This is a genomic window from Streptomyces yamdrokensis (assembly GCF_053890455.1).
In genome coordinates this window covers 6718736-6745209 of sequence record NZ_CM132679.1, presented here as the reverse complement: position 1 = coordinate 6745209, position 26474 = coordinate 6718736, and the positions used below count along the sequence as shown (strand labels likewise).

Below are 26474 nucleotides of genomic sequence, written 5' to 3'. Positions count from 1 at the left end.
CCGCTCAGGCCGTCCGCAGGAACCGGTCGAGGACACGGACGCCGAAGTGGAGCGCCTCGACGGGGACGCGCTCGTCGACTCCGTGGAAGAGGGCCTGGTAGTCGAAGCCCTCCGGCAGTTTCAGCGGGGCGAAGCCGTAGCCGGTGATGCCGAGGCGGGAGAACTGCTTGGCGTCCGTGCCGCCGGACATGCAGTACGGCACGGGGTGCCCCTCGGGTGCGAACTCCCGCACGGCGGCCCGCATCCGGGCGAACGTCGTCGATTCCACCGGCGACTGGAGGGCCGGCTCGCGGTGATGGAACTCCCAGTCCACGTCGGGCCCGGTGAGCCGGTCCAGGGTGGCGTGGAAGTCGTCCTCGCCACCGGGCAGGATCCGTCCGTCGATGTACGCCTCGGCCTGGCCGGGGATCACGTTGACCTTGTAGCCCGCGTCCAGCATCGTCGGGTTGCTGCTGTTGCGGACCGTGTGCTCGACGAGTTTCGCGGCCGGTCCCAGCTTGGTGAGCAGCGTGTCCACGTCGGACAGGTCGGGGTCGACGCCGTAGAGAGCGGCGAGTTCGGTGAGTGCCGCGCGGACGGTCGGGGTGAGGCGCAGCGGCCACTCGTGCTCGCCGATGCGGGTGACGGCGGCGGCGAGGCGGGTCACCGCGTTGTCCCGGTTGACCTTGGAGCCGTGGCCGGCCCGCCCGCGCGCGGTGAGCTTGAGCCAGGCCGTGCCGCGCTCCCCGGCGGCGATCGGGTAGAGCTGCCGGCCGGCGCCGTCGTGGACGGTGTAGGCGCCCGACTCGCTGATGCCCTCGGTGCAGCCCTCGAAGAGTCCGGGGTGCCGGTCGGCGAGGAAGCCGGAGCCGTCCTCGGCGCTGGCCTCCTCGTCGGCGGTGAAGGCGATCACGATGTCGCGCCGGGGCCGCACGCCCTGGCGGGCCCAGGCCCGCACCACGGCGAGGATCATCGCGTCCATGTTCTTCATGTCGACGGCGCCGCGCCCCCAGACCACCCCGTCGCGCACCTCGCCGGAGAACGGGTGCACGCTCCAGTCGGCGGCCTCGGCCGGTACGACGTCGAGGTGGCCGTGGACGAGGAGCGCGTCGGCCGTCGGGTCGGTGCCCGCGAGGCGCGCGACGACGTTGGTCCGGCCGGGGGTGCGCTCGAGCAGCACCGGCTCCAGGCCCGCTCCGGCCAGCCGCTCCGCCGCGTACTCGGCGGCGGGCCGCTCCCGGCAGTCACCGCCGCCCCGGTTCGTGGTGTCGATCCTGATGAGGTCGGACGTGAAGGTCACGACCTCGTCCAGGGCGCGTTCGTCAGCCATACTGCTCCTCCACCGCGGCCGAGGCGATCGTGGTGACCGCCTTGAAGGTGCGGATCCCGTCGTACATGGTTCCGCTGGTGTACGCCACTTTTCGCTCGCCGGTCCGGGCCACGCCCGGCACGACGGTGGCGGCCATGGCCAGATGCTCCGCGTCGAACTCCACCGAGACGGTGAAGGGTCCCTCGGCCACCGGCTCGTGGCGTACCGCGAGCGCGGCGGCGTCCTTGGCCGCCGCGCGGATGTCGAGGGCCGTCCGGGCGGGGGTCCGGCACACGGCCGCGTACCGCGACACGTGGTCCTTGACCGCGACCTTCAGCGCCCCTGGAGCGTAGCCGAGCGCGTCCTCGCAGGCCACGTCGTCGCCGGTGACCAGGACGACCGGCACTCCGTACTCGGCGACGACGGCCGCGTTGAGCAGGCCCTCGCTCGCCCGTTCGCCGTTCAGCCACACGCCGGTGACGGAGTTGGCGAGGAAGGTGTGGGCGAGGACGCCCTCCATGCCTGCGCCCGCGTGGTAGCCGACGAACGCGATGCCGTCCACGTCGCCGTGCTGCACACCTTCGACCATGGACAGGGACTTGTGCCGCCCGGTGAGCATCTCGGCCCGCTCGTCGAGCCGCTCCAGCAGGAGATTGCGCATGCTCCAGTGCGCCTCGTTGATCAGCACCTCGTCGGCGCCGCCGTCGAAGAAACCGCGCACGGCTGCGTCGACGTCGGAGGTGAACATGGACCGGCAGCGCTCCCACTGCGGGGTGCCCGGCAGCACGTCGGCCGGCCAGGTGACACCTGTGGCGCCCTCCATGTCGGCGCTGATGAGGATCTTCATGCGCCTCACGCTACGTCGTACCGCCAGAGCTCTGCCAGGCCTGTGGAAAACTCCCGCCGGCCCGGACCAATGACGGTACAGGGCCCACAAAACCGCCTCCCACCAGCCCCTACGTCTCCAGCGCCCCTACCCGCGCGCCCTGTGCCGCGTCCCGGGTCATCCGGCGCGCCCGGTCACATACCAGGCGGACGGCAGTTCGATGCGGGAGCCGTCGGGCGCGTACTCCGTCGTGGTGAGGGGCACGGTGCCGCTCGCCAGCAGGGTCAGCCCGGCCGCGGCCAGGAACTCCGGCACCGCGTCGTCGGCAACCTTGACGGGGGCTATGCCGTGCCGGAAGATCGCCGCCACCTTGGGCGGCGGCCCGGCGGGCGAGGCCGTGAGGCTCTGCAGCAACGGCCCGGCTGCCTCGGAGGGCTCGACGAGGAAAGCACGGCCGCGGTCGCCGACCAGGGTGGCGACGCCGTCCGCCAGGGGCTGCCGGTCGTCGGCCTCGCACTGGTGCAGCACGCCCCGCACATAGACGTTGACGTCGCCGAGCTCCGCGTGCAGGTCCTGCGCCTCGCCCTCGCCCGCGGCGTCCAGTTGCCGGTAGGCGGCCCGGCCGGCCGCGTCGGCACGCCGGGCGTGGTCCAGGGCGGCGGCGGACAGGTCGGCGCCGACGACCTGCGGGAAGCGGTCCGCGAGGAAGCGGGTCTGGGTGCCGTTGCCGCAGCCCAGGTCGACCAGGGGCAGACCGGGATCGGACAGATACGGTTCGAACAGGGCCAGATGGCGGGCCACGGTCAGGGTGGGTTCCGCGTCCCAGAACACTCCCCCCTGCCCGTCCGGCGCCTCGCGCCAGAAGCCCTCCCACGCCTCCCGGTACCGACTGGTCACGCTCATGCCCGACTCCTCAGGGTGTGAAGCGAATCCGCCCGCGTGACGGGCCAGTACGGTGTATCGCGCGCCGGGGCGCGCCGACAAGGACACGGCGCGTTCCTTCACGCCTCGTTCGCTTCGGGTGAGCCCCCGTCCGCCTCGAGTGCGCCCTTGTTCGCGTCGCGTGGACCCGCTCGCGGCGGATGAGGGTGGGACGGGAGAGCCGAGGTGTGGGACGGGGAGTGTGCCGGATCAGCGGCGCGGCAGCGTCAGTTCGAACCAGACGCTCTTGCCGGACTCGGTCCGGCTGGTGCCCCACTCCCGCGCGAGCCTGCTGACCACCCGCAGCCCGCGGCCTGCCTCGTCCGTCGGCCCGGCGCTGAGGAGGGTGGGCAGTTCGTGGTCGTCGTCCTCGACCTCGCACAGCAGGGTGTCGCCGCGGACCAGGCGCAGCGCCACGGGCCGGGCGTGGGCGTGCCGCACGGCGTTGGTGACGAGTTCGCCGACCATCAGCTCGGCGTTGTCCGCCTGCTTCGCGAGGCCCCACTCGTGGAGCTGCTCGCGGACCACGGCGCGGGCCCGGGGGACCTCCGACGGGTCGGGGGCGAGCCGCCACTCGGCGACGTGGCCCTGCTCGATGCCGCTCAGGCGTGCCATCAGCAGGGCCACGTCGTCCTTGCGGCCGCCGCCTGCGTTGAGGGCGCAGATGATGGTGTCGCAGGCGTCGTCCATGGAGGCGGCCGGGTGGGCCGCCGACTCGCACAGGGTGGCGAGGCCGACACCGATGTCCTCACCGCGCATCTCGACCAGTCCGTCGGTGCACATCACCAGCCGGTCGCCCGGCTCCACCCGCACGCGCGCGGACTCGAACGGCACGCCACCGACGCCGATCGGGGCGCCTGTGGGCAGGTCGAGCAGTTCGCTGCGGCCGTCCGCCGCGCGGACCAGGACGGGCGGGATGTGGCCGGCGTTGGCGAGGTGGAGTTCGCTCGCGATGGGGTCGTAGACGGCGTACAGACAGGTCGCCAGGTGGGTGTCGCCGAGCCGCTGGGCGAGGTCGTCGAGGTTGCGCAGCAACTGCGCGGGCGGCAGGTCGAGCCCCGCCATGGTCTGCACTGCGGTACGCAACTGCCCCATCATGGCGGCGGAGTTGAGGCCGTGGCCCATGACATCGCCGACGACGAAGGCGGTTCGGGCGCCGGGCAGCTTCACCGAGTCGAACCAGTCGCCGCCGACCCGGCCGAGCAGCGTGCCCGGCAGATAGCGGGTGGCGATGTCGCACCCCGCCATGCGCGGCGGGATGTGCGGAAGCATGCTGTCCTGGAGCGTCTCGGCGACGTTCTCCTGGTAGGTGTACATGCGCGCGTTGTCGAGCACCAGGCCCGCGCGGGCGGCGAGTTCGGCGCCGGTGACGCGGTCCATGTCGTTGAAGGCCTGCCGCTTCGGATGGCGCAGCAGAATCATGAAGCCGAGGACCACCTGACGCGCCTTCAACGGTACGACGAGCATCGAACGACCGGTGATCAGCGGGCGGATGTCGCGCTTCTCGAACTGCGAGGCGATGGCGTGCCCCGTCTGTTCGCTGATGCGCGGCACGAGCACGGGCTCGCCGGTGGTCATGCACTGGAAGAACGGGGTGTGGGCCGGGAAGGGCATGGCCTCGCCGACGGGCACGACGTCGTCCCAGCGGCCGGGCTCGTCGGTGTGCTCGAGGGCGACCCGGTGCCACATGGTGGTGGTGTCGGGCACGCCCTCGTCGAAGTCCTCACCGGCGACGGCCTGTTCGCGCAGATAGGTGCCGGCGACGTCGGTGAAGCGGGGCACGACGGCCTTGCTGACCTCGACGATGGTGCGGGACAGGTCCAGGGAGGTGCCGATTCGGGAGCTGACCTCGTTGAGGAACTCGAGGTGCTCGCGGACGGCGGCGTACTCGAGGTCCTCGGCCTCGTCGCGCAGGTCGTCGGGCACGGGTTCACCGGCCGCGCGGGCGCGTGCGGCCCGTTCCCGGCGCGCCTTGCGCCCGGCGCGGCGGGGGACGCCCCAGTCGGGAGTGACGGGCACCCGCTCGTTCTGGCTGAACTCCAGGATGGGATAGCCCAGTTCGAGGATCTGGGCGACGATGCGGGCGCTCTCCCCGACGCTCATGCTGGGCAGGATCTCGGGGAGCCGGCGGGCCAGGTCCGCGGAGCCGGGGAAGTCGGTGTGCAGGGCGAATCCGGGGGCGATCCGCTCGAACGCCTCCGCCCCGTCGCCCTGCAGCGCGTCCGCGTCGGCGGCGAGCACCAGCAGCCGCTCGCTGCCGGGGCCGACCAGCGGGTAGGCCCACCACAGCACGTCGACGCGGCCGGCCCCGGACCCGGCGTCGGACCCGGCGTCGGACCCGGGCGCGGGCGTGGGCGCGGGGGCAGGGGCGGCGAGGCGGGCACGGCCCGCGGCCGGATAGGAAAGGCCCCGGTCGAGGGAGGATTCGAGACCGGGGCCGAGACCGTCGTAGTCCGCGTACGGCGTGTACGCGCCGTGCCGCCCGGCCCCCCGTTCCTCCTCGTCCTCGGGGAGGGCGCCGGAGACCGGCAGCAGATCGGTGGCCGGCCGGCCGAGGGCGTCGCCCTTGGACAGCCCGAACAGGCGCTGTGCGCCCGTACTCCAGTGCGAGACCAGCCCGTCGCGGTCCACGATGACGACGGCCAGCGGGATCCGGCCCGCGCCGAGGCCCCCGGTCGCCGTGCCGTCCTCGGCTCCACGGCCGGCCGGCGCGTCCCGCTTGGCGCCATGGTCCATGGCCCAGGCCCTCTCTCCCCGCGGATCCCAAGATCTGTACCGCTCTACCACCGTACGGGCACGGCTTGTTGCGACGGGTGGCAATACGGGAATTGACCGCCGGTGTTCGCACCGGAGTGCGCTCCACCGCACGGACGTCCGTTCCGGATCCCCTTTCCCCTCGCGTGCCCCACACGTGCCCCACGCCGTGAGGGGGCCGGCCGCCTCACGGCGCCGCCGGCCCCCTCACGTCACCGCACCGGTCTACTTCTCGACCTCGGCGGCGAGCCTGGCCAGCAGCGCGTCGTGGATGCGGGCGAGCCCCTTGGGGGCGAAGGTCCTCTCGAAGAAGCCGCCGATGCCCCCCGCGCCGGTCCAGGTGGTGGTCACGACGACCCGGGACTTCCCCTCCCCGGCCGGGGTGACGCGCCAGGTGGTGACCATGGACGAGTTGCGGTCCTTCTCGACCAGTTCGCCGTCGCTCGGCTCGGTGACCTCCAGGAGGCAGTCGCGGACGCGCTTGCTGGTGGCCTGGAGCTTCCAGTGGACGAGGCTGCCCTCACCGTCGCCGCCCTCGCGGACCTCGTACTCGCTGTACTGCTCGGGCATCAGTTTCGCGCGCGTGCCGCTGTAGTCGGCGAGGGCGTCGAACACCGTCTCCGCGTCCGCCGCGACGATCCGCTCCGTAGTGGCCTCGACCTGCGCCATCGTTTTCCTCCAGGACATGGGTTCTCGGGGTGGCGGGGCAAGCCAACCACCCCCTCACCCGGCCCCCCAAATCGGGGGTCCGGAAGTGATCGGGAGTGCGACCGAAACCGTCGTTCGCACGATCAAGGGAACACTTGTTCTATTGTGTGGGCCAGTGCTACCGAGGAGGCGTCATGCGCTGGGAGAACCTCACCCCGGACTCCGAACACAGCCGGGCCGACGCCGCGCTGTTCGGCGCGGAGGCGGTGACCACCCGCACCTTCGACACACCGGAGTTCGCCGGAATCACCTTCCACGAGATCCGGGCCCGCTCGGTCCTCAACCGGGTGCCCGGAGCCTCCCGCATGCCCTTCGAGTGGACCGTGAACCCCTACCGGGGATGCACGCACGCGTGCGTGTACTGCTTCGCCCGCAAGACGCACAGCTATCTGGACCTCGACACGGGCACCGGCTTCGACAGCCAGATCGTGGTCAAGGTGAACGCCCCCGAGGTGCTGCGCCGTCAGCTCGCCGCCCGGCGCTGGCAGGGCGAGCACATAGCGATGGGCACGAACGTCGACTGCTACCAGCGTGCGGAGGGCCGCTACCGGCTGATGCCGGGCGTCCTCGCCGCGCTGCGCGACCACGCGAACCCCTTCTCGATCCTCACCAAGGGCACGCTGATCCTGCGCGACCTGGAGCTGCTGCGGCAGGCGTCCCGGGTGGCCGACGTCGGCATCTCGGTCTCCGTCGGTTTCACCGACACCGGGCTGTGGCGCACCGTGGAGCCGGGCACGCCGGCCCCGGAGCGCCGGCTGGAGGTGGTGCGGACGCTCGCCGCGAACGGGATCGGCTGCGGGGTGCTGATGGCACCGGTGATCCCGTTCCTGGGCGACCGGCCGGAGCAGCTGCGGGCCACCGTGCGGGCGATCGCCGCGGCGGGTGCCACCTCCGTCACACCGCTGGTGCTGCACCTGCGGCCGGGGGCCCGCGAGTGGTTCACGGCCTGGCTCGGACAGCACCATCCGTACCTCGTGAGCCGGTACGAGCGGCTGTACGCGCAGGGCGCCTACGCCCCGAAGTGGTACCAGCGCCGGATCACCCGTCAGGTGCACGACCTGGCCCGCGAGTACGGCATCGGTCCCACCCGCGCGGAGATGCCCCACCGCCCGAGGCCCGCCGGACCCGTCGGACCGGCCGCGCCCGCCGGGCCCCCCGGGGGCCGCCGCGCATCCGGTCTCCGGTCCGACCCAACTCTCGCTCCTCCAGGAGCATTCGAGGGCATCCGACGACCCGATCGGGTCAAGAGTCGGTAGAACGCGTTCATCCGGCGGCTCATTCCGGGACGATGCCGCGTGGACCGTGAGCCCGCGGTTCACCGACCTCCGTCCTGGGAGGACCCATGAGGAAACGCGCAGCAGTGCTGTGCGGCGCCGCCGCCGTCATGGCCGGGAGCCTGACGGCCCTGCCCGCCGAGGCGGCCGCACCGAGCGGTGCCGACACGTTTCGCGCGGCGAAGCCCGCGTGGCAGGACTGCGGCACCGAGAACCACCCGACGCTGCAGTGCGCGTCCGTCGAAGTGCCGCTCGACCACGCCCGCCCCGGAGGGCGGAAAATCACCCTCGCGCTGTCCCGCGTGCCGCACACCGCGAAGAAGTACCAGGGACCCCTGCTGGTCAACCCGGGCGGCCCCGGTGGCAGCGGGCTGACGCTCGCCGGGTTCGTCGCGGCCTCGCTGCCGAAGGAGGTGGCAGCCCAGTACGACGTGATCGGCTTCGACCCGCGCGGGGTGGGCGCGAGCAGGCCGGCCCTGGACTGCCGGCCGGGCTTCTTCGGGCCGGTACGGCCGGACCCGGTGCCGAGCACCCCCGCGGTGGAGCGGGCCAACCTCGAGCGCGTGAAGTCGTTCGCGGACGCCTGCGGCAGGAAGCACGGGGATCTCCTGCCGTACGTGAACACGACCAGCGCGGTGCGCGACATGGACGTGATCCGGCAGGCGCTGGGCGCCGGGAAGATCAATTACTTCGGCTACTCCTACGGCACGTACCTGGGCGCCGTGTACGCCAAGCTGTTCCCGGAGCGGGTGCGGCGCCTGGTCCTCGACTCGGTCGTCGACCCCACCGAGGTCTGGTACGAGGCCAACCTGAACCAGGACCACGCCTTCAACGACCGCCACCGCGCCCTGATGGCCTGGATCGCCGGGCACGACAGCACGTACCGGCTGGGCACCGATCCGAGGAAGATCGAGGCCGAGTGGTACGCGATGCGCGCGGCCCTGGCGAAGAAGCCGGCCGGTGGCAGGGTGGGCGCGGCCGAACTGGAGGACACCTTCCTCCCGGGCGGCTACTACAACGGCTACTGGCCCTACCTGGCGGAGGCGTTCGCGGCATACGTGAACGAGGGCGACCCGGGGCCCCTGGTCGAGACGTACGAGAACTTCGGCGCGGTCGACGCCGCCGGCGACAACGGCTACAGCGTCTACACGGCGGTCGAGTGCCGGGACGCGTCCTGGCCGCGGGACTGGCGGCAGTGGCGCAAGGACAACTGGGAGGTGTACGAGCGGGCGCCGTTCATGACATGGAACAACGCCTGGTACAATGCGGCGTGCGCGTTCTGGCCGACCGGGTCGCAGCGGCCGGTGAACGTCGTCAACGCGAAGCTCCCGCCCGCGCTGCTCTTCCAGGCCACCGACGACGCGGCCACCCCGTACCAGGGCGGCGTGACGGTCCACCATCTGCTGGCCGGCTCCAGCCTGGTGGTGGAGCAGGGCGGCGGCAACCACGGCGTCACGCTGAGCGGCAACGCCTGCCTGGACGAGCACCTGACGGCCTACCTGGCCGACGGCACCGTGCCACGCGGCCGCGGCGAGGCCGACGCGGTCTGCGAGCCCCTGCCCGACCCGGCCCCGCACACGTCGAAGGCGGCGTCCACCACGTCCCGCGGCTCGACCCTGCACGGCCTCCTCGGCTTCCGCAACTGAGCAGGGGCGTTCGTCGGGGACGGGGAGCCGGGTCGGGGCACGTGTCGCGTCGTCGGGCCCCCGGGCCATCATGGAGCCCATGAGTGAGCCCACCGGGGCCCCCGTCCCCGACGAAGCCCTTCCCGTCTTCCCGGCGGGCGTCGTCCCGCGTCCGATGACGGCGGACGACTGCGGCGGCGTGGCCGGGATCCGCGTACGCGGCTGGCAGTACGCCTACGAGGGCCTGGTTCCCCAGCCGTATCTCGACGGGCTCGACGTCGCGGCGGACGCCGACCGGCAGCGCGCCCGGCTGCTGGACGGCGACGGGAGTGTGCGGAACCTGGTCGTCGACGGGGACGAGGGGGAGCTTCTCGGCTGGGTCGCCTTCGGCCCGTACCGGGACGGTGACACACGCACCGGGGACGCCGAGTTGTACGCCCTCTACCTCCGCCCCGAGCACATCGGCCGGGGCGTGGGCGGGGCCCTCCTCGCGGCGGCCACCCGGCACTGCGCCGACGCCGGGCACGCGCGCATGTACCTGTGGGTCCTCAAGGGCAACACCCGCGCCCGCCGCTTCTACGAGCGCGCCGGCTTCGCCGCGGACGGCACCGAGGAGGCCTTCGAGGTGGGCGGTGCGGTGGTGCCGGAGGTGCGGTACGCGAAGGAACTGCTCCACGGCTGAGCAAGCGGTCGCCCCCGCCCCCGGGACCCTCAACCGGCCCTGCGGCCAGGGGTTTTTGATGGTTCTCCCTGGGGGAAGGAGCGGCGTTCGGTGCGTGCTCCCGATGTGCCGGGCCTCGCGACGCCGCCGGGATCCGTCAGAAGCCCCCTAACGCTGTCCGGGAATCCGCGGCGGCCCCGGCGCCTGCCGCTGCCCCGGGATCCGAGCCAGGGCGTGGACCGCCGCCTCGGCCAGGGCGGGGTGGGCGAGGGCGTCGGTCAGGACGGGGGCGGCGCGGGCGTCGCCGAGTTCGCCCAGTCCGTCCACGCAGGCGAGGGCGACCCCGCGGTACGGGTCGCGCGGGCGCAGCCGCCGCCGTAGCGTGGTGATCAGGGCGGGCACCGCCTCCGGGGCGCGCAGCGCGACGAGCAGACGTACGGGGTGCAGGGCGTAGGCGACGCGGAGTTCGTTGGTGGCGAGGGCGGCGGCGGCGCGGGCGGTGCGCGGGTCGCCGAGGCGGGCCAGGGCATGGGCGGCGGCGGCGCAGCGCGGGGGGTCCCGGTGGTTGAGGAGGAGGACGAGGGGCTCGAAGGCCCGCCGGTCCCCCGCCAGCCCGAGACGGAAGGCGGCCAGTTCCCTGGCCCACAGCGACTGCCCGGGTTCGGTGAGTACGGCGGCCAGGGCGTCGGGGTCCTCGGTCACCAGAAGCCGGTCGAGGGCCGCCGATCCGGCCGCTGTGGCCGCCTCGCCCCGTAAGCGTTCCGTGAGCGACCGCAACTCTTCGTCCATGTCCCGAGGTTAGACGGCTCACCCGCGCCTCGGGACGTACATCACAAACACCGAGGGCTGGCGCGCTCGTTACCGGCGAGTTAAGCTCAATCGAGCGAGTTACCCACTCGCGTTCCTGCTGTTCGTTTCTCCTCACGGTGGTTTGGTGACGCAGCCACGGTGAGTGCAGTCGGTTCGGTACTCGTGTACCGCAGTACGGCTCGGCCTCGGGACAGGGCCGGCCGGAACCGCCGTTCCCGGGCGTGTGCACGCCCGTCGTGACGGCACCGGGCGTGTGCGCTCGCAGCCCGGCATCACCCGCACTCCTTACGCACGCACCCGGGTGCGCCCTTCGGCGCACCCGGGCGCGTTCTCCGTCGTCACCCTCATTCCTGGAGTCCCTCGATGGCCACTCCCCTGTCCCCCCTGTCCCCCCAGTCCGGCACTTCCGTGTCCCCGCTCCGGACCGTCGCCGTGGTCGGCCTCGGCACGATGGGCACCGGCATCGCCGAGGTCCTCGCCAAGGCCGGCCGCGACGTCGTCGGCATCGACATCAGTGCGGCCCGGGCCGCACGGTGCGTCGCCGCCCTGGAGTCCTCGACGGCCCGCGCCGTGGAGCGCGGCCGGCTCACCGCGGAGCAGCGCACGGAGCTGCTGGCCCGCGTGACCACCTCCACCGACGTCGCGGCGGCGGCCGGCGCCGATCTGGTGATCGAGGTGGTGCCGGAGTCGTACGAGGCCAAACAGCAGGTCTTCCGGGAACTCGACGCCGTGGTGCGGCCGGAGACGATCCTGGCGACCGGTACCAACGCCCTGTCGGTCACCCGCCTCGCCGCCGACTCGGCCCGCCCCGAGCGCGTGCTGGGTCTGCACTTCTTCAATCCGGCCCCCGCGATGAAGCTGGTGGAGGTCGTCTCCTCGGTGCTGACCTCGCCGGCGGCCGTCACCGCGGTCACCGATCTGGCCCTGGACCTGGGCAAGGAGCCGGTCGCGGTCGGCGACCGGCCCGGATTCGTCGCCGACGGGCTGCTGTTCGGCTATCTCAACCAGGCCGCCGCGATGTACGAGTCGAACTACGCGTCCCGCGAGGACATCGACGCCGCGATGCGGCTGGGCTGCGGTCTGCCGATGGGCCCGCTGGCGCTGCTCGACCTGATCGGCGTCGACACCGCCCGCACGGTCCTGGAGGCCATGTACACGGAGTCCCGCGACCGGCTGCATGCGCCGGCCCCCATCCTCGGGCAACTGAGCGAGGCGGGTCTGACGGGGCGCAAGGCGGGGCGCGGCTTCTACACGTACGAGGAACCGGGAAGCGCCGCCGTCGTGCGGGACGCGCTGACCCCGCCGGAGGGCGGCCGGCCCACCGAGGGCCGGCCGGTCCGTTCGGTGGGCGTGGCCGGCTCGGGCACCATGGCCTCGGGAATCGCCGAGGTGTTCGCCAAGGCCGGCTACCACGTGGTCCTCGCCGCGCGCAGCGCGGAGAAGGCACGGGGTGCCAAGGCCCGGATCGGAAAGTCGCTGACGCGCTCCGTCGACAAGGGGCGGATGACCGCCGAGGCCGCCGCCCAGGCTCTGGAGCGGGTCCGGCCGACGGGCTCCTACGACGACTTCGCCGACGTGGACCTGGCGGTCGAGGCGGTCGCCGAGGACCTGGAGGTCAAGCGGCAGCTGTTCGGGACGCTGGACAAGGTGTGCAAGCCGGGAGCGGTGCTCGCCACCACCACCTCCTCGCTGCCCGTGATCGCCTGCGCCCGCGCGACCTCGCGTCCGCAGGACGTGATCGGCATGCACTTCTTCAACCCCGCGCCGGCCATGAAGCTGGTCGAGGTGGTCCGCACGGTGCTGACCGGGGACGACGTCCACGCGACGGTGCGCGAGGTCTGCCACGCGATCCGCAAGCACGCCGTGGACTGCGGCGACCGGGCCGGATTCATCGTCAACGCGCTGCTGTTCCCGTACCTCAACAACGCGGTCAAGATGGTGCAGGAGCACTACGCCGACATCGACGACATCGACGCCGCGATGAAGCTGGGCGGCGGTTATCCGATGGGCCCGTTCGAGCTGCTGGACGTGGTCGGGCTGGACGTCTCGCTCGCGATCGAGAAGGTGCTGCACCGCGAGTTCCGCGACCCGGGGCTGGCCCCGGCACCACTGCTGGAACACCTGGTGGCCGCGGGCTGCCTCGGCCGCAAGACCGGCCGAGGCTTCCGCGAATATGCCAAGCGCTGATCCCCCTCACCGCCTGGACGACCGGTACCGCGGCGACGGCCAGTGGGGCGGGCTGCTGGAACCCGGCCGGTTCCCGCAGCCCGCGGGCCGCACCGCTCCCCCGCCCCCCGAGGGCGGGGGAGCTCCCGGCCGGGCGCGACGAGCTGCGCGCATGCAGTACGTTCGGGGCATGTCCCAGCCCGCCAGGTCCTCCCGTACACCCGCCACGACCGAGCCGCCGGAACGCGCCGCAGGCACGCGCGCCGCCGCCCAACGGCTGAAGATGCGCCGGGAACTGGCGGCCGCCGCGATGGAGCTGTTCGCGACCAAGGGGTACGAGGCCACCACCGTCGACGAGATCGCGGCCGCGGCCGGGGTCGCCCGGCGCACCTTCTTCCGGCACTTCCGCTCCAAGGAAGAGGCGATCTTCCCGGATCACGACGACACCCTGGTGCGCGCCGAGGCGGTGCTCAACGCGGCGCCGGCACACGAGCATCCGCTCGACACGGTGTGCCGCGGCATCAAGGAGGTCATGCGGATGTACGCGGCCCGGCCGGAGATCTCGGTCGCCCGCTACCGGCTGACCCGCGAGGTGCCCACCCTGCGCGAGGCGGAGATCGCGTCGGTGGCCCGCTACGAGCGTCTCTTCACCCGTTACCTGCTCGGCCACTTCGACGAGCACGCGCACGACGAGGACGCCGGCGACGACCCGCTGCTGGCGGAGGTCGCCGCGTCCGCCGTGGTCACCGCGCACAACCACGTGCTGCGGCGCTGGCTCAGGGCGGACGGCCAGGGCGACGTGGAGGCGGAGCTCGACCACGCCTTCTCGATCGTCCGCAAGACCTTCGGGAGCGGGATCATGGCGGGCCGCCGCACGGTGCCGCCGAGGCCGCCGGCCGCGTCGGCGTCCGCCCAGGGCGAGGTGCTGGTGACGGTCGCCCGCACCGACGCCCCGCTGGACGAGGTGATGCGCACCATCGAGCGGGCCCTGAAGGAACGCTGAACACGCCCTCACCGCTGTGACGACGGCCACCCCACGGGGTGGCCGTTCTGCCATGTCAGGGCCTCTTTTCGCGCCCTCTGCCGATACCGTTCGATCGATCATCGCTCATTTGTTGCGTAAAGATTTCATCTGAGATCGATTTATGGCACCCAGTGCCTTGCGTGCTGTCACGGCGTGCCATACGTTGAAGGAGTCCGGGCGGCCGGCGCGCAGCGACCCTTCGTGCGCCGGCTGTCCCAGCAAGCCGGAAGGCCTGCCCGCCCGGACGCCTGCGTCACAGGCACCCTCCCGCGCCACCAAGCGCTGCCGAAGCACCACCGCCGAACCGACGGCATCCCCTCGAACCCTCAGCAGCACCGACGCAACCCTCAGCGCCCCTCCCTCAGGGTGCTCACCGCCGGAGGCAACACCGTGACCATGAAGGACATCCTGGCCGCGATCCAGTCGCCCGACTCCACGTCGGAGGACTTCGCCGCCCTGCCGCTGCCCGAGTCGTACCGTGCGATCACCGTGCACAAGGACGAGACGGAGATGTTCTCCGGGCTCGCCACCCGCGACAAGGACCCGCGCAAGTCGATCCACCTCGACGACGTGCCCGTGCCCGAACTCGGCCCGGGTGAGGCCCTGGTGGCTGTGATGGCCTCCTCGGTCAACTACAACTCGGTGTGGACGTCGATCTTCGAGCCGCTGTCGACCTTCGGCTTCCTGGAGCGCTACGGCAGGCTCAGCGAGCTGACCAGGCGCCACGACCTGCCGTACCACATCATCGGCTCGGACCTCGCGGGCGTGGTGCTGCGCACCGGCCCCGGCGTCAACGCCTGGCACCCCGGCGACGAGGTCGTCGCCCACTGCCTCTCCGTCGAGCTGGAGTCCAGCGACGGCCACAACGACACGATGCTCGACCCGGAGCAGCGGATCTGGGGCTTCGAGACCAACTTCGGCGGCCTGGCGGAGATCGCCCTGGTGAAGTCCAACCAGCTGATGCCGAAGCCGGACCACCTGAGCTGGGAGGAGGCCGCCGCCCCCGGCCTGGTCAACTCCACCGCCTACCGGCAGCTGGTCTCCCGCAACGGTGCCGGCATGAAGCAGGGCGACAACGTGCTCATCTGGGGCGCCAGCGGCGGACTCGGCTCCTACGCCACCCAGTTCGCGCTGGCCGGCGGCGCCAACCCGATCTGCGTCGTCTCCAGCGAGCAGAAGGCGGACATCTGCCGGGCGATGGGCGCCGAGGCGATCATCGACCGCACCGCCGAGGGCTACAGGTTCTGGAAGGACGAGCACACCCAGGACCCGCGCGAGTGGAAGCGCTTCGGCAAGCGCATCCGCGAACTCACCGGCGGCGAGGACGTCGACATCGTCTTCGAGCACCCCGGCCGCGAGACCTTCGGCGCCTCGGTGTACGTCACCCGCAAGGGCGGCACCATCGTCACCTGCGCCTCCACCTCGGGCTACCACCACGAGTACGACAACCGGTACCTGTGGATGTCCCTGAAGAAGATCGTCGGCTCCCACTTCGCCAACTACCGCGAGGCCTGGGAGGCCAACCGCCTCGTCGCCAAGGGGAAGATCCACCCCACCCTGTCGCGGGTGTACTCCCTCGAGGACACCGGCCAGGCCGCCCACGACGTGCACCGCAACCTCCACCAGGGCAAGGTCGGCGTGCTGTGCCTGGCCCCCGAGGAGGGCCTGGGCGTGCGCGACCACGCCAAGCGCGCGAAGCACGAGGACGCCATCAACCGCTTCCGGAACATCTGAGGGATCACATGAGTGAGCGTCAGAGCGCGCCGCGGGCGCGAGGGGAACGGGACCGGCCGTGGCTCATGCGGACCTACGCCGGCCACTCCACGGCCGAGGCGTCGAACGAGCTGTACCGGCGCAATCTCGCCAAGGGCCAGACCGGTCTGTCGGTGGCGTTCGACCTGCCCACGCAGACCGGTTACGACCCCGACCACGTCCTCGCCCGCGGTGAGGTCGGCCGGGTCGGGGTGCCGGTCTCGCACATCGGCGACATGCGCAGGCTGTTCCAGGACATCCCCCTGGAGCAGATGAACACCTCGATGACGATCAACGCCACCGCCATGTGGCTGCTGGCGCTCTACCAGGTCGTCGCCGAGGAGCAGGGCGCGGACATCACCCGGCTCCAGGGGACGACCCAGAACGACATCGTCAAGGAGTACCTCTCGCGCGGCACGCACGTGTTCCCGCCGGGGCCGAGCCTGCGCCTGACGACGGACATGATCGCGTACACGGTGTCCCGCATGCCGAAGTGGAACCCGATCAACATCTGCAGCTACCACCTGCAGGAGGCGGGCGCCACGCCGGTCCAGGAGATCGCGTACGCGATGTCCACGGCGGTCTCGGTGCTCGACGCCGTGCGCGACGGCGGCCAGGTGCCGCCGGAGCGCATGGGCGACGTCGTCGGCCGTATCTCGTTCTTCGTGAACGCGGGTGTCCGCTTCGTCGAGGAGATGTGCAAGATGCGCGCCTTCGGCCGGATCTGGGACCGCGTCACGCGCGAGCGGTACGGCATCGAGAACCCCAAGCACCGCCGCTTCCGCTACGGCGTCCAGGTCAACTCCCTCGGCCTGACCGAGGCGCAGCCGGAGAACAACGTCCAGCGGATCGTGCTGGAGATGCTGGCCGTGACCCTCTCCAAGGACGCCCGCGCGCGTGCCGTCCAGCTGCCGGCCTGGAACGAGGCGCTGGGCCTGCCCCGCCCCTGGGACCAGCAGTGGTCGCTGCGCATCCAGCAGGTACTCGCCTACGAGAGCGACCTGCTGGAGTACGGGGACCTCTTCGAGGGCTCCAAGGTGGTCGAGGCGAAGGTGGACGAGCTGGTCGAGGCGTCGCTGGCCGAGATGGGGCGGATCGAGGGGATGGGCGGCGCGATGGCCGCCGTCGAGTCCGGCTATCTGAAGTCCCAGCTGGTCTCCTCGCACGCCGCCCGCCGGGCCCGGATCGAGTCGGGCGAGGAGAAGATCATCGGTGTCAACGCCTTCGAGGGCACCGAACCGAACCCGCTGACCGCCGACCTCGACACCGCGATCCACACGGTCGACCCGGCGGTCGAGGCCCGGGTCGTGGCGGCGCTGCGCAACTGGCGCGACACGCGCTACCAGCCGCCGTTCAACCACCCGCGTCCCTGCAAGGCGCTGGAGGCGCTGAAGGAGGCCGCGAAGGGCGACGGCAACCTGATGGAGGCGACCCTGGAGTGCGCCCGCGCGGGAGCCACGACCGGCGAGTGGGCCGGCGCCCTGCGCGAGGTGTTCGGCGAGTACCGCGCCCCGACCGGGGTGTCCTCCGCGCCGGTCGCCGTCCCCGCCGAGGAGGGCTCGGCGCTCGCCGACGTCCGCCGCAGGGTGGAGGTGACGGCGCGTGACCTCGGCGTCGGCAAACTGCGCTTCCTGGTCGGCAAGCCGGGCCTGGACGGCCACTCCAACGGCGCCGAGCAGATCGCGGTGCGGGCCCGTGACGCCGGGTTCGAGGTGGTCTACCAGGGCATCCGGCTCACGCCGGAGCAGATCGTGGACGCCGCCCTCGCGGAGGACGTGCACGCGGTGGGCCTGTCCGTCCTCTCCGGTTCCCACGCCCAGCTGGTGCCGGACGTGCTGGAGCGGCTGCGCGAGGCCGGCGCGGCCGACATCCCGGTGATCGCCGGCGGGATCATCCCGAACGCCGACGCCGAGCAGCTCAGGGCCGCCGGAGTGGCAGCCGTCTTCACCCCGAAGGACTTCGACATCACCGGGATCATCGGCCGTATCGTCGACGAGATCCGCAACGCGAACAAGCTCGACCCCCTGGAGGTCCCCGCATGACGACTCCCCCGCCCCAGGTCAACCGGCTTCGCCCCCGGCGCTCCTGCCTGGCGGTGCCGGGCTCGAACCCGCGTTTCCTGGAGAAGGCCCAGGGCCTCCCGGCGGACCAGGTCTTCCTCGACCTGGAGGACGCCTGCGCCCCGCTCGCCAAACCCGAGGCGCGGCACACCATCGTCAAGTTCCTCAACGAGGGCGACTGGACCGGCAAGACGCGCGTGGTCCGGGTCAACGACTGGACGACCGAGTGGACGTACCGCGACGTCGTGACCGTCGTCGAGGGCGCCGGTCCGAACCTCGACTGCATCATGCTGCCGAAGGTCCAGGACGCCCGGCAGGTCGTCGCCCTGGACCTCCTTGTGACCCAGATCGAGAAGACCATGGGCTTCGAGGTCGGCCGCATCGGCATCGAGGCGCAGATCGAGAACGCCCGGGGCCTGAACAACGTCAACGAGATCGCGCAGGCCTCCCCGCGCGTCGAGACGATCATCTTCGGCCCGGCCGACTTCATGGCGTCGATCAACATGAAGTCGCTGGTCGTGGGCGAGCAGCCGCCCGGCTACCCGGCGGACGCCTACCACTACATCCTGATGAAGATCCTGATGGCCGCCCGCGCCAACAACCTCCAGGCGATCGACGGCCCCTACCTGCAGATCCGCAACGTCGACGGCTACCGCGCGGTCGCGCAGCGGGCCGCGGCCCTCGGCTTCGACGGCAAGTGGGTGCTGCACCCGGGGCAGGTCGAGGCGTCCAACGAGATCTTCTCGCCCTCCCAGGAGGACTACGACCACGCCGAGCTGATCCTGGACGCGTACGACTACTACACGTCCGAGGCGGGCGGCAGGAAGGGCTCCGCGATGCTCGGCGACGAGATGATCGACGAGGCCAGCCGCAAGATGGCCCTGGTCGTCTCCGGCAAGGGCCGCGCCGCCGGTATGCGGCGCACCAGCACGTTCGAGATCCCGGAGGCCTGAGCGGTATGCAGTTCGGACGCACCTACGAGGAGTTCGAGGTCGGCGCGGTCTACAAGCACTGGCCCGGGAAGACGGTCACGGAGTACGACGACCACCTCTTCTGCCTCCTCACCATGAACCACCACCCCCTCCACATGGACGCCAACTATGCGGAGAGGACGACGGATTTCGGCAAGAACGTCGTCGTGGGGAACTACGTCTACTCGCTGCTGCTCGGCATGTCGGTGCCGGACGTCTCCGGCAAGGCGATCGCCAACCTGGAGATCGAGTCGCTGAAGCACGTGGCGCCGACCTTCCACGGCGACACGGTCTACGGCGAGACGACCGTGCTCGACAAGTGGCCGTCCAGGTCGAAGGACGACCGCGGCATCGTGCACGTCGAGACCAGGGGGTACAAGCAGGACGGCACCCTGGTGTGCGTGTTCCGCCGCAAGGTGATGGTGCCGACCGAGACGTACATCAAGGAGCGCGGCGGCGAGCAGCCCGGCCGCCCGCCCGTCTCCCACCACCGCCCTCGGACGACGCCCCTGCGGGGCGACACCCCTGGATCCGAACTCGAGCAGCAGGAGAAGTGAGAGATGAGCCGTCTCGCCCAGACCCACGGCCTCACGGACGTCCAGCGGGAGATCCTGTCCACCGTCCGGGACTTCGTGGACAAGGAGATCATCCCGGTCGCGACCGGCCTGGAGCACCGCGACGAGTACCCGCAAGCGATCGTCGACGGCCTGAAGGAACTCGGCCTGTTCGGTCTGATGATCCCCGAGGAGTACGGGGGCCTGGGCGAGTCGCTCCTCACCTACGCCCTGTGCGTGGAGGAGATCGCGCGCGGCTGGATGTCGGTGTCCGGCATCATCAACACGCACTTCATCGTGGCGTACATGCTCAAGCAGCACGGTACGGACGAGCAGAAGGACCACTTCCTGCCGCGCATGGCGGCCGGCGACATCCGGGGCGCGTTCTCCATGTCCGAGCCGGCTCTCGGCTCCGACGTGTCGGCGATCTCCTCGAAGGCGGTGAAGGACGGTGACGAGTACGTCCTGAACGGCCAGAAGATGTGGCTGACGAACGGCGGCACGTCGTCACTGGTGGCCGTTCTGGTCAGGAGTGACGAAGGACACTCCCCTTCGGAGACGGCCGCGGCGCCGCACAGGTCGATGACGACCTTCCTGGTGGAGAAGGAGCCCGGATTCGGCGAGGTCCGGCCCGGACTGACCATCCCGGGCAAGATCGACAAGATGGGCTACAAGGGCGTCGACACGACCGAGCTCATCATGGACGGCCTGCGCGTTCCGGCGGACCGCGTGCTCGGCGGGGCCACCGGCCGCGGTTTTTACCAAATGATGGACGGCGTCGAGGTCGGCCGGGTCAATGTGGCGGCACGCGGCTGCGGTGTCGCCCTGCGCGCCTTCGAACTCGGTGTCCGGTACGCCCAGCAGCGGCACACCTTCGGCAAGCAGATCGCCCAGCACCAGGCCATTCAGTTCAAGCTCGCGGAGATGGCTACCAAGGTGGAGGCGGCGCATGCGATGATGGTGAACGCCGCACGCAAAAAGGACTCCGGAGAACGAAACGACCTTGAAGCAGGGATGGCCAAGTACCTCGCGTCCGAGTACTGCAAGGAGGTCGTGGAGGACGCCTTCCGGATCCACGGCGGCTACGGCTTTTCCAAGGAGTACGAGATCGAGCGCCTCTACCGCGAGGCGCCGATGCTGCTGATCGGCGAGGGCACCGCCGAGATCCAGAAAATGATCATCGGCCGCAGACTGCTCGAAGAGTATCGATTCCAGGGATGAATGTCCGGATACGGGGTGTTTTCGTGGGCTACAGGATCACACCCCGTCAGCACCCTCCGGCCATCGACTCGACTGACTGGCTTACCCAGTTGTCGCCCGGAGCCGCTACGATCGCCGGAAAGCCGCCGTCCCCCGTCCATGTGCGCGGCACTATCCGCTACGAAGGTCATCCATGCCCCACAGCCAAACCTCTGCATCTCGCGACAGCCTCGCCGGCGTGCGCCTCGCGCGCGGAGCATCGCCGTGGCTCCTGCCGACCGTCGCCACCGCAGCCGTCAGCCTGGTCCGCGCCCGCCGCTCGGGTGCCGCCAAGGCCGTAGCCGTCCCCGCCACCGCTCTCGCGGCGGGGATGCTGTGGTTCTTCCGCGACCCCGAGCGCGAGATCACCCGGGGCCGGGTGATCTCGCCCGCCGACGGTGTGGTGCAGAGCATCATGCCGTGGAAGGACGGCCGGACCCGCGTCGCGATCTTCATGAGCCCACTCAATGTTCACGTCAACCGCGCGCCGCTGGCCGGCACGGTGACGTCGGTCGAGCACATCCCCGGTGGATTCGTTCCCGCCTTCAACAAGGAGAGCGAGAACAACGAGCGCGTCGTCTGGCACTTCGACACCGAGCTCGGTGACATCGAGATGATCCAGATCGCCGGCGCGGTCGCCCGCCGCATCGTGCCGTACCTGCCCGAGGGCACCAAGGTCGAGCAGGGCGAGCGGATCGGTCTCATCCGGTTCGGCTCCCGCGTCGACCTCTACCTGCCCGAGGGCGTGGAGATCGACGTCGAGGTGGGCCAGAAGACCGTGGCTGGGGTGACTCGCATTGACCGTGATTGATCCGGAGAAGACCAGTTCCGGCTGGGTGCCCGGCGCCGACGAGGCGGACGACGACGAGGAGATGCCCCTCTCCCTCCGCCTGTCGATAGCCGACACCCTCACCCTCGGCAACGCCACCTGCGGCTTCATGGCCGTGTACTTCACCACCACCGGCATCCTGATCCCGCACCTCACGGGCAGCCAGGAGACCGGGATGGCCCGGCACAGCGCGGCCACCGCCGTGATCCTCATGCTGTGCGCGGCGGTCTTCGACCTGTTCGACGGCCTGGTGGCCCGCAAGCTGCGCTCCTCCCCCATGGGTGCGGAGCTCGACAACCTCTCGGACCTGATCAGCTTCGGTCTGGCCCCGGCGTACTTCGTCCTCGTCTACGGCATGGTCGCGGACGACGCGCACCAGAAGGTGGCCGCGGTCGGAGCGATCGTGGTGCTGCTGGCGGTGGTGCTGAGGCTTGCCCGGTTCTCCTGCGTCACCGTCAAGGACGGCACCTTCCAGGGCATGCCGTCCCCGTTCGGTGCGCTGACCGTCGTCTCGATCGTGCTTCTCGAGCTGCCGTTCGTGGCGACGGTGCTGGCCGTGCTGGGCACCGCCTGGCTGATGGTGAGCCGGGTCGAGTACCCGAAGCCCCGGGGCCCTCTCGCGGTCGCGATGCTCTCCTGGATCGTGCTGGCCATGGGACTGCTGGCGGCCTGGGCCTTCGACGCCCCGAGCGGCCAGCTGCTCCTGCAGACCGGCTGCGCGCTGCAGCTGGTGCTGGGCGCGGTGATCCCGCTGTTCGCCACGGCTCGCCGGGTGAACAACTTCCGCGACAACCGGCGCGAGGCACGGGCGGCGCAGCCGTAACGCCCGCACAGCAAAGGGCCCCGAACCCTGTGGGGTTCGGGGCCCTTTGCTGTGCGGGCGCCCGGCGCGGGGGCGGGCCCTGCCGGCGGCTGTGCCCCCGGTACGGCGTGGCCGGGCGGCCTCAGCTCAGGAAGTCCCGGGCGATCCGCTCCCCGGTGCGTTCCAGGAGCGGGCCCGCCTGTGCGACGCACGTGGCCACGTCCGGCTCGAGATCGGTCAGCGCGTACGCCCACCGGATCCCCGCCCGCCCCAGCGCCTCCGGCTGCAGCGCGAGCCTCCCGCACACCGCGACGACCTCCTTGCCGGCGGCACGGGCCGCGGTGGCCACCCCCGCCGGGGCCTTGCCGTGCAGGGTCTGCTCGTCCAGCGAGCCCTCCCCGGTGATCACGAGGTCGGCCCGCTCCAGTGCCGGTGCGAAGCCGAGGACGTCCAGCATGACCTCGATACCGGGCCGGAACCGGGCTCCGAGGAGCAGTGCGCCGTACCCGATGCCGCCGGCCGCGCCCGCACCCGGCGAGGCGGCGAACTCTGTGGCCCTGGCCCCGGCCGGTTCCTCCAGCACCTTCACGAAGTGCGCGAGCGCGGCGTCCAGCCGCTGTACGTCCTCGGGGGAGGCGCCCTTCTGCGGGCCGTAGACCGCCGGGGCGCCCTTCGGGCCGGTCAGCGGGTTGTCGACATCGCTGGCGAGCACGAACCCGACCTCACCGAGGCGCGGGTCCAGGCCCGACAGGTCCGCCGAGGCCAGCTCGGCGAGAGCGGCGCCGCCCGGCGCCACCGGCTCGCCGTCGGCCTTCAGGAAGCGGGCGCCCAGCGCGGCCAGCATGCCGCTGCCGCCGTCCGTGGTGGCGCTGCCGCCCACCCCGAACACAAGGGTGCGCGCGCCCGCGTCCAGCGCGGCCCTCAGCAGCTCGCCGGAGCCGTACGTGGACGCCGTCAGCGGTGCGAGCACACCGCCCGGCAGCCGCGCGAGTCCGCTGGCCTCCGCCATCTCCACCACGGCGGTGTCGCCGCGCAGCGCGAACGCCGCGGTGACCTCGTCGCCGAGGGGGCCGGTGACCCGTACCTCCCGCCGGTCGAACCCGGCCGCGACCGCCGCGGCCACCGTGCCGTCGCCTCCGTCGGCCACGGGCAGCGCCTCGATCTCGAGGCCGGGCACCACCCTGCGCAGCCCGGCGGTCACCCGCTCGGCGACCTCCACGGCCGTCAGCGACCCCTTGAACTTGTCCGCGGCGATGAGCACCCGCCGCACCGGGGCTTCGGGCCGTGCGGACCGTGCCGCTCCTGCCGACCGTGCCGATCGGGTCCCGTTCACTGCAGCGTCCGCCACTTCCGCCATCCCCTTGCTCTCCGGGCCCGTCCGCATGCCGGGTCGGTCGCGCCACCAGTGACCCTAGCCCTCGGCGCCCCGGAACGTCATGCCCCTGCCCAGCAGGTGGAACGGCGTCGGGCGCGGGCGGGGCCGGGCGCGGGACGGGCGGCGGGCCGGGGTCTGCGTGCTCCCCGCGCGTGCGCCGTCCGGTGCCGGTCGCGGGACCGGTGTGTGCTGCCGTGCGCCCTGGCCGGCCGGGCTTCCGGCGGCGGTGGGACCGTTCGCCGCCACTACCCTTCCCGCATGACCATCGCACAGGACACTCAGGACTACGCCACCTATATCGCCTCGCTCCCCCGGGTCCTCGCCGCTGCCGCCGCCCTCTTCCGGGACGGCGAGGGCCGCGTGCTGCTCGTCGAGCCGAACTATCGTGAGGGGTGGGCGCTGCCCGGCGGCACGATCGAGTCGGACGAGGGCGAGACCCCCCGGCAGGGGGCGCGGCGGGAGACGGCCGAGGAGATCGGGCTCGACCGTGAGCTCGGACGGCTGCTCGTCGTGGACTGGGTGCGCGGCCCCGGACGGCCGCCGATGGTGGCGTACCTGTACGACGGCGGAGCGCTCGGCGCGGACGACCTCGCGGCGATCCGCCTCCAGGAGTCGGAGCTGCTGTCCTGGCGGCTCGTACCGCGCGAGGAGCTGACCGGCCATCTCCCCGGTCCCCTCGGGCGCCGTGTACTGGCCGCCCTGGATGTCCTCGCCGACGGTTCGGGCACAGCGGAGCTGGAGGAGGGCCGTCGAACGGACCGAGGCGAACCGAGGCCGGCCTGAGCAGATCCGACCGGGATTCAACAAAATCCGCGGAGTGGCGGCTGGAACAGGCCCGGGCCCCGCTCCAGCTCCAGCAGCCGCTGCTTGCGCTGCAGACCGCCCCCGTACCCGGTGAGGCCGCCGCTCGCGCCGATGACCCGGTGGCAGGGGATGACGATGCCGATCGGGTTGCGGCCGTTGGCCAGTCCTACGGCCCTGGACGCCTTCGGACTGCCGAGGTCCTCGGCGAGTTCGCCGTAGGTGCGGGTCTCGCCGTAGGGGATGCGCGTCAGCAGGTCCCAGACGCGGCGCTGGAACGGGGTGCCGTGCGGGTTCAGTTCCAGGGTGAACTCCTTCAGCCCGCCCGCGAAGTAGGCCTCCAGTTGTTCCTCGGCCTCGGTGAAGGCCCGCACGCCGTCGGCGCGGTCGCCGAAGGTCTCCTCCGCGGGGCGGTGGCGCTGGTCGGTCATGTAGAGGCCGCACAGGACGCCGCCGTCGTCTGCGACGAGCGTCAGCGGGCCGTACGGGCTGTCGATCACGGTGTGCTGTTTCATACGTCCTCATGCCGGCAGGATGTTGATCGGGTGGTCGTCCGTCGCCCACAGGTACTGCACCGCGTACGCCCGCCAGGGCCGCCAGGCCGCCGCGTGCGCGGTGAGCGCGGCGGGGGTGGAGGGCAGGCCCAGTTCCCGGGCGGCGCGGCGGATGCCGAGGTCGGTGGGGAGGAAGGCGTCGGGGTCGCCGAGGGCGCGCATGGCGATGACGTCGGCGGTCCAGGGGCCGAAGCCCGGGAGGGCGAGGAGCTTCGCACGGGCCTCGGGCCAGTCGCTCCCGACGCCCAGGCGCAGACTGCCGTCCACGAGTGCGCGCACCAGGGTGGTGAGGGTGGCGCGGCGGGCACGGGGCAGGGCCAGGGTCTCGGGGTCCAGGTCCGCGAGTGCCCCGGGCGACGGGAAGAGGTGGGTGAGTCCGCCCTCCGGGTCCGGGTCGTCCACCGGTTCGCCGTACGCGGCCACCAGGCGGGCCGCGTGGGTGCGGGCGGCCGCGGTGGAGACCTGCTGTCCGAGTACGGCCCGGACGGCGAACTCCGCCTCGTCGACCGCACGCGGGACCCGGCGTCCGGGTGCTTTGTCCACGAGGGGTGCGAGAACCGGGTCGGTGCGCAGCCGGTCGTCGACGGCCACCGGGTCGGCGTCCAGGTCGAGGAGGCGGCGACAGCGGCTGATGGCGACGGTGAGGTCGCGCGGGTCGGTGAGGGTGAGGCGGCAGGCGATGTGGTCGGGCCGCGGGGCCAGGGCCACGAAGCCGTGCCCGTGCGGCAGCCGCAGGGTGCGCCGGTAGGCGCCGGCCCGCCACTCCTCCACGCCGGGTACGGCGGTGGCGGCGAGGTGTCCGAAGAGGTTGTCGGGGGTGAGCGGGGCCCGGAACGGCAGGCGCAGCGACAGAGCGGCGGGGATGCCGGCGGAGCCGGGGGGCGTGGCAGGACCGGACGTCCGCTTCGGTGCGCGGGCGCGCAGGTCGCTCGGGGCGAGGGCGAAGACCTCGCGCACGGTGTCGTTGAAGGTGCGGACGGAGGAGAAGCCTGCGGCGAAGGCGATCTCCGTCATCTGCAGGGCCGTCGTCTCGATGAGCAGCCGCGCCGTCTGCGCGCGCTGGGCCCGCGCCAGGGCGAGGGGCCCGGCGCCCAGCTCGGCGAGCAGTTGGCGTTCGACCTGCCGGGTGCTGTAGCCGAGCCGGGCGGCGAGGCCGGGCACGCCCTCCCGGTCCACGATCCCGTCGGCGATCAGACGCATGGCGCGGGCCACGGCGTCGGCCCGCTGGTTCCACTCCGGTGAGCCGGGGCTGGTGTCGGGACGGCACCGCTTGCAGGCCCGGAACCCCGCCTGCTGGCAGGCCGCCGCGCTCGGGTGGAAGACCATGTTCTCGGGCTTGGGCGGTACCACCGGGCAGCTGGGCCGGCAGTAGATGCCGGTGGTCAGGACCGCGGTGAAGAACCAGCCGTCGAACCGCGCGTCCTTGGACCGGACGGCACGGACGCAGCGTTCGGTGTCGGTGTGCATCCCCTTCTGCATG

The 26474-nt window shown here is 71.9% G+C and carries 22 protein-coding genes; 13 read left to right on the top strand and 9 right to left on the bottom strand.

Annotation, left to right across the window (positions count from 1 at the left end):
• Positions 1-4: 4 nt before the first annotated feature.
• The 5 genes from ACWZEH_RS29820 to ACWZEH_RS29800 all read right to left on the bottom strand — a co-directional run bounded on the left by ACWZEH_RS29820 (position 5) and on the right by ACWZEH_RS29800 (position 6458).
• Positions 5-1309 carry a M20/M25/M40 family metallo-hydrolase gene (locus ACWZEH_RS29820; protein WP_456194161.1) on the bottom strand — a complete coding sequence of 435 codons (1305 nt, stop codon included), beginning with the start codon at positions 1307-1309 and terminating at the stop codon, positions 5-7.
• Positions 1302-2135, bottom strand: a complete 834-nt coding sequence (locus tag ACWZEH_RS29815; protein ID WP_456194160.1) for a M55 family metallopeptidase — start codon at positions 2133-2135, stop codon at positions 1302-1304. Before ACWZEH_RS29815 ends, ACWZEH_RS29820 begins: the two co-directional genes overlap by 8 nt.
• 156 nt (positions 2136-2291) lie before the next feature.
• Positions 2292-3017, bottom strand: coding sequence for a class I SAM-dependent methyltransferase (locus tag ACWZEH_RS29810; RefSeq protein ID WP_456194159.1), 726 nt, complete (start codon positions 3015-3017; stop codon positions 2292-2294).
• 228 nt (positions 3018-3245) lie between these two features.
• On the bottom strand, positions 3246-5771 hold the full coding sequence (locus ACWZEH_RS29805; protein ID WP_456194158.1) for a SpoIIE family protein phosphatase: 2526 nt from the start codon (positions 5769-5771) through the stop codon (positions 3246-3248).
• A gap of 243 nt (positions 5772-6014) precedes the next feature.
• Positions 6015-6458: an SRPBCC family protein gene (locus tag ACWZEH_RS29800; RefSeq protein ID WP_456194157.1), complete on the bottom strand. Its 444-nt coding sequence runs from the start codon at positions 6456-6458 to the stop codon at positions 6015-6017.
• Between the two features lie 173 nt (positions 6459-6631).
• On the opposite strand from ACWZEH_RS29800, the gene ACWZEH_RS29795 reads away from it, so the two are divergent.
• From ACWZEH_RS29795 to ACWZEH_RS29785, 3 genes are all read left to right on the top strand, one after another.
• Positions 6632-7753, top strand: coding sequence for an Rv2578c family radical SAM protein (locus ACWZEH_RS29795; protein ID WP_456194156.1), 1122 nt, complete (start codon positions 6632-6634; stop codon positions 7751-7753).
• 86 nt (positions 7754-7839) lie between these two features.
• Positions 7840-9417, top strand: a complete 1578-nt coding sequence (locus ACWZEH_RS29790; RefSeq protein WP_456194155.1) for an alpha/beta hydrolase — start codon at positions 7840-7842, stop codon at positions 9415-9417.
• A gap of 154 nt (positions 9418-9571) precedes the next feature.
• A complete protein-coding gene (locus ACWZEH_RS29785; RefSeq protein ID WP_456199912.1) occupies positions 9572-10078 on the top strand; it encodes a GNAT family N-acetyltransferase in 507 nt (168 codons plus the stop codon).
• Between the two features lie 147 nt (positions 10079-10225).
• On the opposite strand, the gene ACWZEH_RS29780 is transcribed toward ACWZEH_RS29785, so the two are convergent.
• A complete protein-coding gene (locus ACWZEH_RS29780; RefSeq protein WP_456194154.1) occupies positions 10226-10846 on the bottom strand; it encodes an adenylosuccinate lyase in 621 nt (206 codons plus the stop codon).
• 384 nt (positions 10847-11230) lie between these two features.
• Here ACWZEH_RS29780 and ACWZEH_RS29775 point away from each other — a divergent pair, with 384 nt between their 5' ends.
• The 9 genes from ACWZEH_RS29775 (at position 11231) to pssA (ending at position 22285) form a co-directional block, all read left to right on the top strand.
• Positions 11231-13054 (top strand): 3-hydroxyacyl-CoA dehydrogenase family protein, encoded by a 1824-nt coding sequence (locus ACWZEH_RS29775; RefSeq protein WP_456194153.1) that lies wholly within the window; start codon positions 11231-11233, stop codon positions 13052-13054.
• Positions 13055-13223: 169 nt separating this feature from the next.
• The gene (locus tag ACWZEH_RS29770) at positions 13224-14036 is read left to right on the top strand and encodes a TetR family transcriptional regulator (protein WP_456194152.1); all 813 of its coding nucleotides are present in this window, start codon (positions 13224-13226) and stop codon (positions 14034-14036) included.
• 417 nt (positions 14037-14453) lie between these two features.
• A complete protein-coding gene (ccrA, locus tag ACWZEH_RS29765) occupies positions 14454-15791 on the top strand; it encodes a crotonyl-CoA carboxylase/reductase (RefSeq protein ID WP_456199910.1) in 1338 nt (445 codons plus the stop codon).
• A gap of 8 nt (positions 15792-15799) precedes the next feature.
• Positions 15800-17851, top strand: coding sequence for a protein meaA (locus ACWZEH_RS29760; RefSeq protein ID WP_456194151.1), 2052 nt, complete (start codon positions 15800-15802; stop codon positions 17849-17851).
• A complete protein-coding gene (locus ACWZEH_RS29755; RefSeq protein WP_456194150.1) occupies positions 17848-18822 on the top strand; it encodes an HpcH/HpaI aldolase/citrate lyase family protein in 975 nt (324 codons plus the stop codon). Before ACWZEH_RS29760 ends, ACWZEH_RS29755 begins: the two co-directional genes overlap by 4 nt.
• Positions 18823-18827: 5 nt before the next feature.
• Positions 18828-19397: a MaoC family dehydratase gene (locus tag ACWZEH_RS29750; RefSeq protein WP_456194149.1), complete on the top strand. Its 570-nt coding sequence runs from the start codon at positions 18828-18830 to the stop codon at positions 19395-19397.
• A gap of 3 nt (positions 19398-19400) precedes the next feature.
• Positions 19401-20615 carry an acyl-CoA dehydrogenase family protein gene (locus ACWZEH_RS29745; protein ID WP_456194148.1) on the top strand — a complete coding sequence of 405 codons (1215 nt, stop codon included), beginning with the start codon at positions 19401-19403 and terminating at the stop codon, positions 20613-20615.
• Between the two features lie 172 nt (positions 20616-20787).
• Complete coding sequence (locus ACWZEH_RS29740) at positions 20788-21444, top strand: phosphatidylserine decarboxylase (protein ID WP_042164564.1); 657 nt, start codon at positions 20788-20790, stop codon at positions 21442-21444.
• Positions 21445-21469: 25 nt separating this feature from the next.
• Complete coding sequence (gene pssA, locus ACWZEH_RS29735) at positions 21470-22285, top strand: CDP-diacylglycerol--serine O-phosphatidyltransferase (RefSeq protein WP_456199908.1); 816 nt, start codon at positions 21470-21472, stop codon at positions 22283-22285.
• A 121-nt stretch (positions 22286-22406) separates the two neighbouring features.
• Here the strand turns inward: pssA and ACWZEH_RS29730 are convergent, their stop codons facing one another.
• Positions 22407-23612, bottom strand: a complete 1206-nt coding sequence (locus ACWZEH_RS29730) for a glycerate kinase (RefSeq protein ID WP_456194147.1) — start codon at positions 23610-23612, stop codon at positions 22407-22409.
• A 285-nt stretch (positions 23613-23897) separates the two neighbouring features.
• On the opposite strand from ACWZEH_RS29730, the gene ACWZEH_RS29725 reads away from it, so the two are divergent.
• On the top strand, positions 23898-24422 hold the full coding sequence (locus ACWZEH_RS29725) for an NUDIX domain-containing protein (RefSeq protein ID WP_456194146.1): 525 nt from the start codon (positions 23898-23900) through the stop codon (positions 24420-24422).
• A gap of 17 nt (positions 24423-24439) precedes the next feature.
• On the opposite strand, the gene ACWZEH_RS29720 is transcribed toward ACWZEH_RS29725, so the two are convergent.
• Together ACWZEH_RS29720 and ACWZEH_RS29715 are read right to left on the bottom strand one after the other, a co-directional pair.
• Positions 24440-24955: a methylated-DNA--[protein]-cysteine S-methyltransferase gene (locus ACWZEH_RS29720; RefSeq protein ID WP_456194145.1), complete on the bottom strand. Its 516-nt coding sequence runs from the start codon at positions 24953-24955 to the stop codon at positions 24440-24442.
• Positions 24956-24961: 6 nt separating this feature from the next.
• On the bottom strand, positions 24962-26473 hold the full coding sequence (locus ACWZEH_RS29715; RefSeq protein WP_456194144.1) for an AlkA N-terminal domain-containing protein: 1512 nt from the start codon (positions 26471-26473) through the stop codon (positions 24962-24964).
• Between the last annotated feature and the right edge of the window lies 1 nt (position 26474).